Source organism: Muricauda sp. MAR_2010_75 (assembly GCF_000745185.1).
Lineage (GTDB): Bacteria > Bacteroidota > Bacteroidia > Flavobacteriales > Flavobacteriaceae > Flagellimonas.
Map to the genome: position 1 here is coordinate 3,732,953 of NZ_JQNJ01000001.1, position 15,484 is coordinate 3,748,436.

The 15,484-nt window shown below is 42.2% G+C and carries 18 protein-coding genes; 13 read left to right on the plus strand and 5 right to left on the minus strand.

The genetic code is table 11. The features are described 5' to 3' along the window. Positions 1 to 44: 44 nt before the first annotated feature. Complete coding sequence (locus tag FG28_RS16795) at positions 45 to 1,133, minus strand: VWA domain-containing protein (RefSeq protein WP_036386786.1); 1,089 nt, start codon at positions 1,131 to 1,133, stop codon at positions 45 to 47. A 170-nt stretch (positions 1,134 to 1,303) separates the two neighbouring features. On the opposite strand from FG28_RS16795, the gene FG28_RS16800 reads away from it, so the two are divergent. The 11 genes from FG28_RS16800 to FG28_RS16850 are packed head-to-tail and all read left to right on the plus strand — an operon-like array spanning position 1,304 to position 11,664. Beyond that, positions 1,304 to 1,777, plus strand: a complete 474-nt coding sequence (locus FG28_RS16800; RefSeq protein ID WP_394297394.1) for a (2Fe-2S)-binding protein — start codon at positions 1,304 to 1,306, stop codon at positions 1,775 to 1,777. A 27-nt stretch (positions 1,778 to 1,804) separates the two neighbouring features. Continuing rightward, positions 1,805 to 4,039, plus strand: a complete 2,235-nt coding sequence (locus FG28_RS16805) for a xanthine dehydrogenase family protein molybdopterin-binding subunit (protein ID WP_036384837.1) — start codon at positions 1,805 to 1,807, stop codon at positions 4,037 to 4,039. Positions 4,040 to 4,043: 4 nt separating this feature from the next. Next, a complete protein-coding gene (locus tag FG28_RS16810; RefSeq protein WP_036384838.1) occupies positions 4,044 to 4,298 on the plus strand; it encodes a MoaD/ThiS family protein in 255 nt (84 codons plus the stop codon). A gap of 47 nt (positions 4,299 to 4,345) precedes the next feature. Continuing rightward, entirely contained in the window at positions 4,346 to 5,332 is a 987-nt protein-coding gene (gene moaA, locus FG28_RS16815) for a GTP 3',8-cyclase MoaA (protein WP_081894442.1), read from the plus strand. 22 nt (positions 5,333 to 5,354) lie between these two features. Further along, positions 5,355 to 5,945: an NTP transferase domain-containing protein gene (locus FG28_RS16820; RefSeq protein ID WP_036384842.1), complete on the plus strand. Its 591-nt coding sequence runs from the start codon at positions 5,355 to 5,357 to the stop codon at positions 5,943 to 5,945. 3 nt (positions 5,946 to 5,948) lie between these two features. After that, positions 5,949 to 7,013, plus strand: a complete 1,065-nt coding sequence (locus FG28_RS16825; protein ID WP_036384844.1) for a HesA/MoeB/ThiF family protein — start codon at positions 5,949 to 5,951, stop codon at positions 7,011 to 7,013. Next, entirely contained in the window at positions 7,004 to 7,786 is a 783-nt protein-coding gene (locus FG28_RS16830; protein WP_036384846.1) for a sulfite exporter TauE/SafE family protein, read from the plus strand. Before FG28_RS16825 ends, FG28_RS16830 begins: the two co-directional genes overlap by 10 nt. Next, positions 7,783 to 8,979, plus strand: a complete 1,197-nt coding sequence (locus tag FG28_RS16835; protein WP_036384848.1) for a molybdopterin molybdotransferase MoeA — start codon at positions 7,783 to 7,785, stop codon at positions 8,977 to 8,979. The genes FG28_RS16830 and FG28_RS16835 overlap by 4 nt, the downstream gene beginning before the upstream one ends. Before the next feature lie 2 nt (positions 8,980 to 8,981). Continuing rightward, positions 8,982 to 9,980, plus strand: a complete 999-nt coding sequence (locus FG28_RS16840) for an XdhC family protein (protein WP_036384850.1) — start codon at positions 8,982 to 8,984, stop codon at positions 9,978 to 9,980. Positions 9,981 to 9,983: 3 nt separating this feature from the next. Next, positions 9,984 to 10,574 carry an NTP transferase domain-containing protein gene (locus FG28_RS16845; protein WP_036384851.1) on the plus strand — a complete coding sequence of 197 codons (591 nt, stop codon included), beginning with the start codon at positions 9,984 to 9,986 and terminating at the stop codon, positions 10,572 to 10,574. Between the two features lie 7 nt (positions 10,575 to 10,581). Continuing rightward, complete coding sequence (locus FG28_RS16850; RefSeq protein WP_036386787.1) at positions 10,582 to 11,664, plus strand: amidohydrolase family protein; 1,083 nt, start codon at positions 10,582 to 10,584, stop codon at positions 11,662 to 11,664. Here the strand turns inward: FG28_RS16850 and FG28_RS20870 are convergent. Both FG28_RS20870 and FG28_RS16855 read right to left on the minus strand, forming a co-directional pair. Then, positions 11,661 to 11,816, minus strand: a complete 156-nt coding sequence (locus tag FG28_RS20870) for a hypothetical protein (protein ID WP_197062621.1) — start codon at positions 11,814 to 11,816, stop codon at positions 11,661 to 11,663. The genes FG28_RS16850 and FG28_RS20870 overlap by 4 nt on opposite strands. A gap of 28 nt (positions 11,817 to 11,844) precedes the next feature. Then, positions 11,845 to 12,501, minus strand: coding sequence for a GntR family transcriptional regulator (locus tag FG28_RS16855; RefSeq protein WP_051947437.1), 657 nt, complete (start codon positions 12,499 to 12,501; stop codon positions 11,845 to 11,847). Between the two features lie 83 nt (positions 12,502 to 12,584). Between FG28_RS16855 and treF the strand changes: the two genes are divergently transcribed. Next, positions 12,585 to 14,168: an alpha,alpha-trehalase TreF gene (treF, locus tag FG28_RS16860; RefSeq protein ID WP_036384852.1), complete on the plus strand. Its 1,584-nt coding sequence runs from the start codon at positions 12,585 to 12,587 to the stop codon at positions 14,166 to 14,168. 5 nt (positions 14,169 to 14,173) lie between these two features. On the opposite strand, the gene FG28_RS16865 is transcribed toward treF, so the two are convergent. Both FG28_RS16865 and FG28_RS20265 read right to left on the minus strand, forming a co-directional pair. Next, positions 14,174 to 14,500, minus strand: a complete 327-nt coding sequence (locus FG28_RS16865; RefSeq protein WP_036384853.1) for a helix-turn-helix transcriptional regulator — start codon at positions 14,498 to 14,500, stop codon at positions 14,174 to 14,176. Further along, on the minus strand, positions 14,490 to 14,918 hold the full coding sequence (locus FG28_RS20265; protein ID WP_051947439.1) for an SRPBCC domain-containing protein: 429 nt from the start codon (positions 14,916 to 14,918) through the stop codon (positions 14,490 to 14,492). Before FG28_RS20265 ends, FG28_RS16865 begins: the two co-directional genes overlap by 11 nt. 132 nt (positions 14,919 to 15,050) lie before the next feature. Here FG28_RS20265 and FG28_RS16875 point away from each other — a divergent pair, with 132 nt between their 5' ends. Continuing rightward, complete coding sequence (locus tag FG28_RS16875) at positions 15,051 to 15,473, plus strand: hypothetical protein (protein ID WP_036384854.1); 423 nt, start codon at positions 15,051 to 15,053, stop codon at positions 15,471 to 15,473. Positions 15,474 to 15,484: the final 11 nt, after the last annotated feature.

Consider the following 15,484-nt stretch of genomic DNA (forward strand, 5'->3'; position numbering starts at 1 on the left):
CATATTCTTGTAAATGCACTCTTTATCAACCTATAAAAAATGTGCTACTCACAACCACCGGTGAACCCTTTGGCGTTGAACTTGGTCTGCACTGCACCTTGCAGGCTTCCGTTGGTCAATTGAATTACAAGATTGTTTTCGCCACTGCCATCCCGTTTTGGGGTGCAGTATTCGAAAAGATAAAAACTGTTGGCTTGTTCAGAAACCCGTTGCGAAATTTGGTTGAAGGTCGTTTCCAACTCTTCTTTGTTTCCAGCAAAAACACTTGCGGTTTTCCCAATTTCCATTAAAATATCTGCATCTATCTCAGCACCTAATCCAATAGTGAAGTAGGAAATGTTTCGACTTGCATTTTCAACAGCCCTCAGCGCATTCTCTTCACTATAACGGGAAGCTTGGTCGGTACCATCGGTAAACAATACAATGGATGCCGCACCAATAATGGATTCTTGTTGGCTATTTCTTAATAAGTCCTCAGCAATATCCGTAGATTTTATTACCGCTCCATATAAATCTGTTGATGGGTCATCGCTGATATCTGCCGTAATGCCATCTATGGCTGCGGTCAATTCTGCCGCAGAAGATGAGGGTTCGTTCAAAAGATGCAATTCATCTTCACCATCAAACCAATAAATGGACATTTTAAAGGATTCTGTTTCTGGGGAGGGTATCACATTGTTCACAAAACTGATGGAAGCTGATTTCAATTCCGCCAAACTACTTTGAAGCACACTGTTACTTAAATCGAGGACCAACAAAGCATTGTTGTTAAAAACCTGGGTGTTGGGTGAAATCCGCGCTTGCGACTCGGAGGAAGAGATGACATTGAAACAATCGTCATTTCGGCCTTGTTCATATATGGTGAATTGATCTGCACTCAAACCGGAAACAGGATTACCCTGAAGGTCGGACACTTTAAAAAGGATGGAGACTTTAGCGGGTGCAGCGGTAAACTGGTCCTGTATGGAAAGCAACAACTCGTTATCGTCAAAACCGAGGCAATCATCAGGGTTCTGTCCTTGGCCCAATTCCCCGTCATTAATGTCAAAGCTGACATCATCATCGGCGTTTCCACAAGAGAAAATCAAAAGAGTTAAGGATAACAGAAAGCAATAGCGAAAAGCGTTTTTCATTTTCATATAAGTTAAGGTTCAACATGCAGAACGCTCAATTTGCTCGAAAATTATCTTAGGAAAGCGCAATAGATTTAAAGAAAAGTTAAAAAAAAGAGGGTGCTGTTAAAAAAGAAGCATTCCATTCATTTTTTGGTAACTTCAACAACAATAGTAACAACAAACAATCAATTCAAAAAACTATGCCAACGTATCAAATCACTGTCAATGGCGCGTCAAAAATGGTTGACGTTGCTGAGGATACCCCTGTTTTATGGGTGCTTCGGGATCATTTAGATCTTGTGGGCACCAAATATGGATGTGGAATAGGACAATGTGGGGCCTGTACCATCCATGTTGATGGCACGGCCATGAGAAGCTGTTCTTTAACCCTTTCCCAAGTGGAAGGAAAATCAATCACCACCATTGAAGGCCTTTCTGAAGATGGCACACACCCTGTTCAAGAAGCTTGGAAAGAAGTTGATGTGCCCCAATGCGGCTACTGTCAGGCAGGTCAGATCATGACCGCCTCCGCCTTTTTGGCGAGCAATCCGAATCCCTCAGAAGAGGATATAGAAAACGCCATGCATGGTAATATTTGCCGATGTGCGACCTATACCAGAATCCGAAAAGCAGTACAAATTGCTGCGGACAACATGGAATAATTCCCTTTTCATCCAAAAAACAACAAAATGTCAACAAATCCTATACATAATTCACTTAGTAGAAGGTCATTTCTGCGGAACTCTTCCCTCGCTGGAGGCGGTTTGCTGATTGGCTTTAACCTTTTCCAGGCGTGCAAACCCAAAGTCATCCAAGAACCCGCCATTGATTTGGCGAGTTTAGATTATAACGACTTTAATGCCTTCATCAAAATAGCCGATAACGGCGCGGTCACCATTTTTTCACCCAACCCAGAAGTGGGCCAGAACGTAAAAACCTCCATGCCCATGATCATAGCCGAAGAGCTGGACGTGGCCTGGAAGGACGTTTACGTAGAGCAAGGTATTTTGGACACCAATAATTACACCCGGCAGGTGGCCGGAGGTAGCCAATCCATCCGATTTGGATGGGATGCCCTTCGTCAAACAGGAGCAGCGGCCAAGCAAATGTTGGTCAGTGCCGCGGCTGCGCGTTGGGGTGTGGACCCATCCGAATGTACCGTGAGCGAAGGTATCATCACCAATGCCGCTGGGGAAACCCTGGGTTATGGGGATGTAGTGAAAGAAGCGGCCCAATTGGAAGTTCCTGAAAATGTGCCGCTCAAAAAACCCAGTGAGTACAAAATCATGGGTAAACCCACACCCAATGTGGATATCGATGAAATCATCACCGGAAAACCATTATATGGAATGGACTATAAAGCAGAAGGCATGGTGTATGCTTCGGTTTTGCGTCCAACTTTCGGACAAAAACTGGTTTCTTATGATGATTCTGAGGCTAGAGCGATGTCCGGCGTAGTCGATATTTTTACTATTGGCGAAAAAGTACGGGAGCTGGCTGAAAAAGAACCCAGTGTTCTGAACATTATCAGTGATAGCGACAAAGTGGTGGTCCTTGCCAATTCAACCTGGGAGGCCATGAAAGCCAAAAATGCCATAAAAGCGGAGTGGGAAGAAGTCACAAAACCTGAAAGTACAGAAGAACACGATAAAATTTTGACCGGCCTCTTGGATGGTAATAAGTTCGACACTCGAAGGTCAGACGGAAACGTCTCCAAAGCCTTTGCCGAAGCGGACCAAGTTTTGGAACGCACCTATGAATCGCCCTTTTTGCCGCATAGCTGTATGGAGCCCATGAACTTTTTTGCAGATATCACTGCTGAAAAGGTGCATTTGGTGGGACCCATTCAAACTCCGGAGCGAACCGCTGGTTTTGTATCCGCTCTCTTAGGTAGGGCACCGGAAGAAATTCTTTTGGAAATGACCCGAATAGGAGGTGGTTTTGGAAGAAGACTCTATGGTGACTTTGCCATTGAAGCTGCCGAAATTTCCGATAAAGCCAAGAAACCGGTAAAACTGGTCTATTCCCGCGAAGACGATATGGAAGATGGCATCTATAGAATGTCCATTAAATACCGCATCAAAGCTGGAGTGAAAGACGGAAAGGTTACGGCCTATCATTTAAAGGAAGCGGCGGTCAATTCCAATATGTACGGATTGGTTCCCAATTTCTTCCCTGCAGGAGCCATTCCAAATTATCAAGTTGACACCGCTTCGTACCAAAGTAATATTACCACTGGGGCGTGGCGTGCACCTTATACCAATTTCTTGGCTTCTGCCGAACAAAGTTTCTTTGATGAATTGGCGGAACTCATGGAAGTTGATAAGATTCAATTACGCTTGGACCTTTTGGACAATGTTAAGCCCGAAGAGGATGAAAGTATTCAATATTCCCCAGAGCGGATGAAAGAAGTCATTCGGACTGCGGTTGAAAAATCGGGTTGGGGCAAAAAACCGGATAACGTCTACCAAGGATTCGTGAATTATTACTGTCACAATAGCCACGTTGCTGAAGTAGCTGATGTGGAAATTGAAAATGGAGAACCTGTCATCAAAAAAATCACCTGTGTAGTGGATTGCGGTATTGTTGTAAATCCGCTTGCGGCCAAAAATTTGGTCGAAGGTGGTGTGTTGGATGGGGTAGGACATTCCATGTACAGTGAACTGACCTTCAAAGATGGAAAACCTACCGCCACTAATTTTGATGGTTATCGACTCATCCGAATGAAGGAAGCCCCCATCGTGGAAACCTATTTCATAGACAATGGACTTTCACCAACTGGATTGGGCGAGCCCACATTGCCGCCAGCCGGAGGTGCAGTATCCAACGCATTGAAAGCCGCCACAGGCAATAGACTTTATAAGCAACCATTTACCAAAACACCAGAACTTTTAAAAGTACCCGAAAAAGAAATAATAGGTTGATTATATGACAATACTCTTGTTTGGAATTACAAAGGACATCGTTGGAGCTCCCACCTTGTCCGTTCCTACAGCTAGCGTAACAGGAAAAAAAATACCAAAAACAGTAAAGGAATTGAAAGCGTTTCTGGGCAATACCTATCCAGAACTGAACAAACTGTCCTCTTTAGCCGTGGCCGTCAACAATAGCTATGCTGAGGATGACCAAGTCATCAATTCCTATGACGAAATTGCACTTATCCCTCCGGTAAGTGGGGGATAATCCATGCAAAATCGGTAACTTACCACTGTAAAAGAAGTAACGGATTTATGCTGATAGACAATCACAGAAGAAAAATCAATTATTTACGACTGGCGGTCACCGATAGGTGCAATCTGCGTTGCAATTATTGTATGCCTTCGGAGGGCATCAATTTTGTGAAAAATGATAGGTTGTTATCCATGTCGGAATTGAAGAAAGTCAGTGAAATTTTGGTTTCCCAAGGGATTGATAAAATACGAATAACTGGTGGCGAGCCTTTTGTCCGGAAAAATTTGATGTCGTTGATGCGCCATCTTTCAAAACTGGAAGGACTTAACGATATTTCCGTAACCACAAATGCCACATTGATTGGTCCTTACATTGATGAACTCAAGGAATTGGGAATTACCAATATTAATGTGAGCTTGGATTCCATCAACCGGGAGACCTTTGAACGCATCACCCGCAGAAAACAGTTTGATACGGTTCACAACAATCTCATCCGTTTGATTTCGGAGGGATTCAACGTGCGCATTAATTTTATTGTGTTGGATGGACAGAACGAACAGGACATCATTCCCATTTTGGATGTGATGAAACACCATAAGGTTTCCGTTCGATTTTTGGAAGAAATGCCGTTCAATGGCGGATCCAAAAATTTCAACACCATCAAATGGAACTACAAGGCCATTTTGGAGCATATCGCTGAAACTTATCCCAATTACAAAAAACTGGAATCTCCGAAGGAATCAACTTCCATCAACTATAAGATTGAAGGGCATACAGGGACTTTTGGAATCATTCCCTCCTTTAGCCGAACTTTCTGCGGTAGCTGCAATCGTCTTCGGATAACCGCAACAGGGGATGTTATTACCTGTTTGTATGGAAAACCAGTAGCCAATTTACGGGATTTGGTCCGTGGTGAATCGGACACAAAAAAAGTAAAGGAAACCATTCTCAGCGCCATTGGCAACCGAGCAAAAACTGGTTTTGAGGCGCAGGAAAAACACGCCCAAACCGTATTTGATAGTTCCATGACCTCAATAGGAGGTTAATTTTTGGATAAAACGAAATACTATGGCCAGCACACCACAACTTTACGGATTGGTCCTCGCAGGTGGAAAAAGTACCCGAATGGGTTCGGACAAAGGGCTGCTTACCTACCATGATGTTCCACAACAAGAATACCTTTATCAATTGTTGGGAGAACTTTGTGATGATGTATTTCTCAGTATTCGGGATGAGCAAACCAATACAATTCCTGCCGGGTTCAAGACTATCATTGACCAAAACGAATACCGTGGACCGTTCAATGGTATATTAAGTGCGCATAAGGCATATCCCGACGTAGCTTGGTTGGTTTTGGCCTGCGATTTACCCCTAATTGACTTGGAAACTTTAAAACACTTGGTGGAAAACAGGAATCCAAAACAAGGCGCAACATCATTCGCCACCAAAGAAAGTAAACTTCCCGAGCCATTAATCACGATTTGGGAACCCAGTGGGTTACAGGAAGCAATTCAGCATATGCAAACTGCAGAAAGTTCATGCCCCCGCAAGTTTTTGATCAATTCTGATACAAAATTGGTCTTTCCAGAACGTGACGAAGCACTTTATAATGCGAATTATATTGAGGATTACAAGTATGCCAAATCCAAAATAGTTTGACCGATGAACAGGTACGCCAGACAGACCCAGCTAAAGGATTTTGGACCCGAAGGACAAAAAAAACTGTCCCAAGGCAAGGTCTTGGTCGTGGGTTTGGGTGGACTTGGGCTTCCTGCGCTCCAATATCTGAATGCCATGGGCGTAGGGACATTGGGATTGCTAGATCAAGATGTGGTTGAACTACACAATCTGCAACGGCAGGTCCTGTATACAGAGCATGATATAGGCCGATTGAAGTTGGAGGTGGTGCATGAAAAATTGAGTGCGCAGAATTCACAGACCCATTTTAACCTTCATGACTCTTTTTTGACCAAGGACAATGCGTTGGAAATAATCAAGGACTATGATGTAGTGGTTGATGCCACCGATAACTTCCCAACACGCTATTTGATTAACGATACCTGTGTTTTACTAAAGAAGCCCTTTGTGTATGGAGCCTTGCACAGTTTTGAAGGACATGTGAGTGTTTTCAATTACCAAAACGGACCAACCTATCGTTGCCTCTATCCCAATATGCCTAGTGCCGAAGAGGTGCCCAATTGCAATGAGAATGGGGTATTGGGGGTTATACCAGGAATTATAGGAACTTTTCAAGCCTTGGAAGCCATAAAAGTGTTGACAGGAATAGGGGAGGTGCTCTCTGGAAAGCTTTTGTTATTTGATGGTCTGAGCCAACAATCCACCAAAATCGGGTTCAAACTGAATCCTAAGAATTTGGAGTTGAAAAAACTACAAGATTTTTATGAACCTTTGGATTGTGATGTAGTGCCTGCCATCACCGCCGAAGATTTTCAATCCTTATTGGAGTCCATAGCCAACATCACCCTAATTGATGTCCGAACCGAAGAAGAATTCACAGAACGTAATTTAAAAGAAGCCATCAATATTCCTTTGGATAGTTTGGATCTGGCAACCACGCATATTACTTCCGTTGACAAAGTTTATGTCATCTGTCAATCTGGAAAGAGGAGTGAAATAGCCGTAAAACAATTTCAAAAGCAATATCCAAACAAACAATTCTTCAATATTCTAGGAGGGATGAACAAAATTGCCAGCGTATGTCCCTAGGTTCCACCGATTTTGTCTTATTGACATTGGCATTCTTTGTTGTGGCTACACTCTATTCCGCAGTAGGTTTTGGCGGCGGGTCCAGTTATCTGGCCATTTTAACCTTGGTTCTAACCAGCTTTTTTGCCATCCGAACAACGGCTTTGCTCTGCAACTTAACGGTGGTTACTGGAAGCTGCTATCTTTATTATAAGAACGGACATTTATCGCTTAAGAAATTTCTGCCGTTTGTCATAACCAGTATTCCATTGGCATTTTTGGGTGCCTCGTTCCGGCTCAAGGAACAGGTTTTCTTTATCCTTTTGGCATTGGCTCTGATTGTTTCGGCCATTGCGCTCATTTATCAGACTATGGCGCTAAATTCAAACTTTACCGTAAAAAAGTATCCCCCGTATATGTCCTATCTGTTAGGAGCCGGAATTGGTTTTTTATCCGGTCTGGTAGGCATTGGTGGCGGTATTTTTTTGGCACCCGTGCTCAATCACATGAAATGGGACAAACCCATCGTAATAGCATCTTTGGCCAGCTTCTTTATTTTGGTCAACTCCGTTTCGGGAATTGGTGGATTGTTGACCAGCAATTCGTTTGAAATATTTTGGCCCGAAATATTGGGACTCCTTTTTGCCGTGCTGCTCGGTGGGCAATTAGGTGTTCGGCTCAGTATTGGTAAATTGTCCGCCAAACGTATCCGAATGTTGACTGGTATTTTGGTATTGTTTGTGGGCATTCGAGTATTGTTGAAAAACGGACTGGAAATTGCACTTTTTTCATGATTACATTTGATGAAGCCTTACAGAACGTTCTGGAACATTCCCAAAACTATGGGGATGAAATGGTGGAACTGGTTGATTCCCATGGAAGAATATTAGCGGAAACCATAGAAGCGGACCGCGATTTCCCTCCTTTTGATAGATCCACTAAAGATGGCATTGCCATTCGGTTTGGTGCCCTTAATTCCCAAAATCAAAGTTTTACCATTTCAGGCATAGCCCAAGCTGGCAGCCCCCAATTGGTTTTAACTGATGAGAATTCCTGTATTGAGGTGATGACGGGGGCCATGGTCCCCAAAAACGCCGATACGGTGGTCATGTATGAGCATACCACAAAGAATGGGGAGACTTTTACCATTGATGAATTCGTAAAACAAGGGCAAAACATTCATTATCAATCCAGTGATGTGCATAAAGGTGAAGTTTTACTTCAGTCTGGCATTAAAATCACCGCAGCAGAGATTGGCGTGCTGGCAACGGTGGGGAAAGCCAAAGTTTCCGTTAAAAAACTTCCCAAAGTTGCGGTAATTTCCACAGGAAATGAATTGGTGAATGTGGATAAAACCCCACTGCCGTTTCAAATACGGAAATCCAATTCGTACTCCTTGATTTCCCTTTTGGAAAATGAAAAAATTAAAGGGGATATCCATCATGTATTGGACGAACCATCAGCCATTAAACAAACACTGAAAAACCTTCTGAAAGATTACGATGTACTTTTGCTCAGTGGAGGGGTTTCCAAAGGAAAGTACGACTTCCTTCCAGAGGCTTTTGATAGTTTGGGGGTTGAAAAGGTTTTTCACAGGGTATTGCAGCGCCCCGGAAAACCGTTTTGGTTCGGAAAGCAAAAACAATACGAAACTACTGTTTTTTCCTTCCCAGGAAATCCAGTTTCCACTTTTGTCAACTATCACCTGTATTTTAAACCCTGGCTTAACAAAACTTTGGGAACGGACACAATGCAATTTGATGTATTTTTAGATGAACCCTATAGGAATAGTACTGATTTAACACTGTTTGTTGGGGTTAAAGTAAAAATGATGGAAGGGAAATTGGTTGCCAATACCATCTCCTCAACTGGTTCTGGGGATTTATTGGCGTTGGCCAAAGCCGATGGTTTCATAAAGGTACTTCCGAAGGAAGAAATAGCAAGAGGCAAAATTGTTCCCTTTATCCCAACCAGAAATAGGATGTAAGTATGACACATGAGTTAAAGACCATAGTCCAGCATTACGAAGCCCGTCAAGAAAAGGCAATATTGGCCACAGTAGTGGCCTTGGATGGATCTTCCTATCGCAGACCCGGTGTACGTATGCTGATTTTTGAAAATGGCGACATGATTGGTGCCGTAAGTGGCGGTTGTGTGGAAAAAGAGGTGCTTCGCCAAGCACAATCCGTTTTCACAACAGGGGTGTCCCGTGTAATGGTGTATGATGGTCGCTATCGCTTGGGGTGCGAAGGTGTTCTTTACATTTTATTGGAACCGTTTAATCCAGAACATTCCTTTTTGACTGAATTTTGGAAAACCATTGAAAGCAGAAAGCCATTTCTTATCCGGTCCTATTTTCAAAAAGAGCAAAGTGACAATACGGGGTACCATTCGGTATTTCAATTTGGCGAAAACAGTTATGCTGTTTCCCAAACCAGTGAATCCAATCAAGAATTTTCCGTTTTTGAACAGGAAATGCATCCCTGTTTTCAATTGGTCATCATTGGAGCCGAGCATGATGCCGTCCAATTGTGCAAATATGCTGCATTGACCGGGTGGGAGGTAAGCGTGGTGGCCAATCCCAGGGAAGAAAAGACCAAAAAAGATTTTCCAGGCATTCACAAACTCATTCAGGTGGAGCCTGAAATGTTTCAACACCCCCTGGATGAACAAACAGCTGTGGTCATCATGACCCACAGTTTTGTGAAAGACCTTCAATTTGTAATGACGCTACGGGAGGAAAAGGGTGCCTATATTGGGTTGTTGGGGCCTTTCCAGCGACGGGAAAAGCTCTTTGATGAACTTTTAGAGCGCTTTCCTGATATTTCCGAGGACTTTTTGGAGCAAATCCATGGTCCAGCGGGTATTGATATAGGTGCCGAAACACCACAAGAAATTGCGATTTCCATTTTGTCTGAAATTCTTTCCGTGGTCAACAACAAAGAGCCACAATCATTAAAGGATAAAATGGGGAAAATACATAGCTAGCCCATGACGTCCATTGCTGTTCTCATATTGGCCGCCGGTGCTTCCACAAGAATGGAGGGCGGGCCCAAGCAGCTATTACCATGGAAAGACTCCACGCTTTTAGGACATGCCATTGAGCAAGCCAAGCTACTCACTAAATCAGTATTTGTGGTTTTGGGGGCGCATGCTGATGAAATCAAGGAAATTATTCCAAATAATGTGAAGACCATTTACAATCCAAGTTGGGAACAAGGAATGGGCACCTCCATTTCAGTGGGAACAAAACATCTTTTCAAATCAAATAGCAATTTATCTGGCCTTCTTATCATGTTGGTCGATCAGCCATTTCTAGATTTTTCCTATTTGAGAAAGATAAAAACAGAATTTGAAAAGGACAAATACAAAATAGTGGCCACTTCCTATGGAAAAAAATTGGGAGTGCCCGCAATGTTCCATCCATCCTTATTTTTAGAACTCTCAAAATTAAATCAGGATGTTGGAGCCAGACATATTATTGAAAAATACAAATCAGATACCATCCCTATTTTTCCAGATGGAAAACAGATTGATATCGATACAAAAAATGAATACAACCAATATATTGATAATAAATAAGTTATATATGAAAACCTATACTATTACTTTACTAGTGTTTTTTAGCTTTTCACTTACCTACTCACAGGAGATGAGCTTTGAAGAATACAATCCCACATCTACTTTAGTGGTTCCCGAACACCCTGTGAAAAAGGCTAAATTCACTTTTATTGATGTGCATAGCCATCAGTATCGCATGGCGGGTCAAGATTTATCGGAGTTGATTGCAGACATGGATAACATCAACGAGGGTATTATGGTGAATTTAAGTGGTGGTTCTGGGGATGATCTTGTGGCCAAATTAAATAATGTTAATGAGCACTATCCCAATCGGTTTGCCATTTTTGCCAATGTGGATTACAGCGGGGTGGGAAACCCCAATTGGGGCGAGCAGGCAGCAAAACAATTGGAAGAAGACGTTAAAAATGGTGCTAAAGGGTTAAAAGTTTTTAAAAGTCTAGGGTTACGAAACACGGATGTTAATGGAAACCGAATTCCTGTCGATGACCCAAGGCTTGATCCCGTTTGGGCCAAATGTGCTGAACTTGGCATTCCAGTTCTTATTCATTCTGCCGACCCAAAGTCGTTTTGGGATCCCATGGACGGTGACAATGAACGATGGCTGGAACTTAAAACACATCCAAGAAGAAAACGCACCGCGACAGACCCAGAACCTTGGCAGCAAATCATTGACGAACAACACCGCATGTTCAAAAAACACCCTAAAACCAAGTTCATCAATGCGCATATGGGATGGTACGCCAATAATTTGGACAGGCTAGGGGAGTTGATGGATGAAATCCCCAATATGAGTGTTGGCATAGGGGCTGTTATTGCGGAATTGGGACGTCAACCGAGACGCGCTCGGGAGTTTTTCATTAAGTACCAAGATCGTATTGTCTTTGGAAAGGATAGCTGGAAACCGGAAGAGTTTCCCACATATTTTAGGGTATTGGAAACTGCCGACGAGTACTTTCCGTACTACAAAAAATACCATGCGTTTTGGGCCATGTACGGGTTGGACCTCCCTGATGAAGTTTTAAAGAAGGTGTATTACAAAAACGCGCTCAATCTAATTCCAGGGTTGGATAAATCCCTATTTGAAGATTAATCCAAGTGCTTACTTTGGGATTGGGGCTTTTTGGAATCCATTTCCATAAGCTCCAAATCCTGAAAGATACCGCAGGATATTTGTTTTTTTATCAGTGAGGCTGATTTTTTCCGTTTAATCTTAGCTTCAATTTCTTTGTTTAAAAACTGCATGGGAAAATCTTTTAAATTGAAACGAATTTTAGTTTGATTTATTTTGATTTTCAATGGATTGCCCTTTGTTTTTCTCTATTTCTCGTTGAACATACTCCAAAACTGTCATCCAGTTCATTTTCAAGATTAAAGCTGCTGTGGGGATGTTGTCTTGTTCTATGGCTTGTATAATTGACTCATTTTGACGGTTGGCCGTATCAAAAAAAGTAGCGTCTCTTGCAAGACTCTGTTCATAAAAACGTAATCGAACCTTTAGGTTTTCCAAGGTTTGTAATAGAATGGTATTATTGCAATTTTGAACAAGTAGACGATGAAATTCAAAACGGGCATTCAAGCTATTTTCATTTTGTAGGCGCCTTTTCTGTAATTTCAACACCTCAATCTCCTTCTCGCCAAATAGGGAGCCTTCCAAGGCCATAACCTCCAACTGTGCCACTGTTTCATAAAGGTTGTAAGCCTCTTTTTTTGTCAAATGCGTTACCACAAAACCACGGTTGGGAACTGCGTTTATGACCCGTGCCTGCTCTAACTGGCTTAAAGCTTCACGAATAGGGGTAACGCTGATACCTATGGTTCGCGATAGGGCCGCAAGGTTAATTGTTTTTCCAATGGCAAGCTCTCCTTTTTCTATCTGCCCCAACAAATGGTTTTTGACTTTATCCCTCAGGATGGTAATCTGGCTCATAATGTAAATGTACAAATCGTATACGATTTAAAACGATAAACCTTTGGCCTTATTATCATATATTTAAGCTCAAATTCAAGGAAATGAAGAAGTGGTTTTTAGGCATCTTACTTGTGCTATGGGTAATTGGTTGTAAAGAAGAGGGTCAATCGGATCAAAAGGTCAATTTTTATGAAACCCAGCTGTTCAAGGATGTGCAGTTGTCCTCTATTTTTGAAGATTCCAAGACTTTTGTGGATTTGGTCCCAAAGGAGGAGGTTGCTAAACTGGAACAGGAATATCTGAAGCAGAAGGAAATGCAAGGGTTTAATTTGAAGACTTTTGTGCAGCGTAATTTTGAGGATAAGTCCATGCAATCCTTGGTTTTTGAAACCGACACCACCAAAAGCATGTACGAACACATTTCCTTGATGTGGGATAGGCTTACCCGCTCTCCGGATAGTGTAATTCCAAATTCATCCCGGATTGCATTACCACACAAATATGTGGTTCCTGGAGGAAGATTCCAAGAAATCTATTACTGGGACAGTTATTTTACCTTAGAGGGACTTTTGGCTGATGGGCATGATACCCTTGCTAAAAGTATGGTGGATAATTTTAGCTTTTTGATTGATTCCATTGGTTTTATACCAAACGGTACTCGAAATTATTACAGAACACGATCACAACCCCCATATTACGCTTTAATGGTGGATGCACTGGCCCGAAAGAATCAAAACTTCCTTCTGTATTACCTACCTGAATTGTCCAGGGAGTACGAGTTCTGGATGCAAGGAGAAGACATAGCGTTACCAGGAAAACCTTTTCAGCATGTGGTGGACATGAACGGTAACATATATCTAAATAGGTATTGGGACAAAGGAAATACTCCCAGGCCCGAAGCTTACAAGGAGGATTTTAAACTGGCTAGCTCACTGGAATCCGATTCCTTAAAACAGCGACTATACAAAAATTTAAGGTCGGCAGCGGAATCAGGGTGGGATTTTAGCTCCAGATGGTATGGTGCAGAAGGTGGATTGGTCTCCACCGAAACCACTTCCATCTTACCCGTAGACCTTAACTGTCTTCTGTATTTTATGGAGCGTACTTTGTACAGAGCATGCCAGCTAAGGGGAGATCGAGATGCCATGGGTGAGTTTGACAAAAGGTCTCAATTGAGGAAAATTGCCATTCAACAGTACTTCTGGGATGAAGAATCAGGATTTTACCACGACTACAATTTTGAGAAAGACTCCATTACCCCCGCTATGACGCTTGCTGGGGTGACCCCATTATTTTTTCGCATTGCGGACCGAAACCAAGCAGAGAAAGTTAAAAACGTACTCATGGAAAACTTTTTAAAAGAAGGAGGGCTCATGACCACCTTGGAACACACCGGACAACAATGGGACGCACCAAATGGATGGGCTCCATTGCAATGGTTGGCGTTTAAGGGGTTATTAAACTACGGGTATCACCAAGAGGCCAAAGAAATAGCACATCGCTGGTTGACACTCAATGAGCGGGTATATGCCAACACCGGAAAAATGATGGAAAAATATAATGTGGAAGACCTTTCCTTACTTTCCGGGGGAGGGGAGTACCCTACCCAGGATGGTTTTGGATGGACCAATGGTGTGGCAATCAGTCTCAAAAAAGCTTTAGAAAAATTAGAACTTAAACAATAGTAGGTTTAAGGTTCGTTTTCATCCAAGTAAGAGCCTAAATTATCTAAGGCGGTATCCCAAAACTGCTCATAAAATTTCACCCATTCTTTTATTTTTTTTAAAGGCTTGGCGTCTGCAATGCAGAACCTTTCCCTTCCCTTTGATGAAATTTCCACCAAACCGGCCTGTTCCAAAGTTTTAATGTGTTTGGTAACCCCTTGCCGGCTAATCTCAAATTGACCCGAAATCTGCGTAATGGACAGAGCAGAGGAAGCAATAATCAAGGCGTGAAAAATTTCACGCCTTTTGGGATCTGCGATTGCTTTTAAAATTTTGGTAATATTATCCTGCATGAACTTTTTTTGATATATATGAATGGAGCTCCTTAATACAATTATCCCATCCTTTGTCAAAACTAGTGAAAAATGATACGGCCGAATCTCCAGGATATTTGGATATACCTGAATGTTCCAAGTACAGTTTGGTACCTTCTGGAACTTCTTTTAAATCCCATTTTACGGTGGTTTCCGTATCTGTGTTCTGAACAATCCAAGTATAAATCAAGGTATAGGGGTCTGCACTCTTAACCTCACCTGTTATCTGAGTACAGCCTTGCTCTTCAGTTGCAGAAAAGGTATACCTGTAGCCTTTTTCAGCCTTAAAGTCAGCTTTAATGAACCAAGTAGAAATTTCTTCGGCCTTGGAAATTGCATCCCATACCTTACCGATTGGATGCTCAAATACATGTTCTTTTGTGATTACATCTTTCATATTGTCTAATTTATTGATTAATTACGCAACTATTTGGTTGCTAAATTAAGCAAATATTTTTAACGAGCAACTTTTTGGTTGCATTTTATCCAATAACATTATTTATTTTTAGTTCAATCAACTCATCGGAATATGTTGAAAGCTTCATCAGGATACTCAGGAACACCTTTGGCCAAAAAACTGGGAATTAAAGATGGTTTTTCCATTTTAGTATACAATGCACCCAAACACTATTGGGATTTGTTTACAGATTTACCAAACAATTTGGATGTTCAGAAAGGGTTGGGGGAGGACAAGCTGGACTTCATCCACATTTTCTGTACCACTTTGGAGGAGTTGGTCAAGGTTGCTGCCCCATGTAAAGAAGCACTAAAAGTGAACGGCGCCCTTTGGGTAAGCTGGCCCAAGGGCACGTCCAAAATCCAAACCGATTTAAAGCGGGAGCCCGTGCGCGAACATTTACTTTCCATTGGATTGGTGGACACCAAAGTAGCTGCCATTGACAGCGATTGGAGCGGGCTTAAATTTGTTTATCGACTAAAAGACAGGAACTGAATTCCAATTTA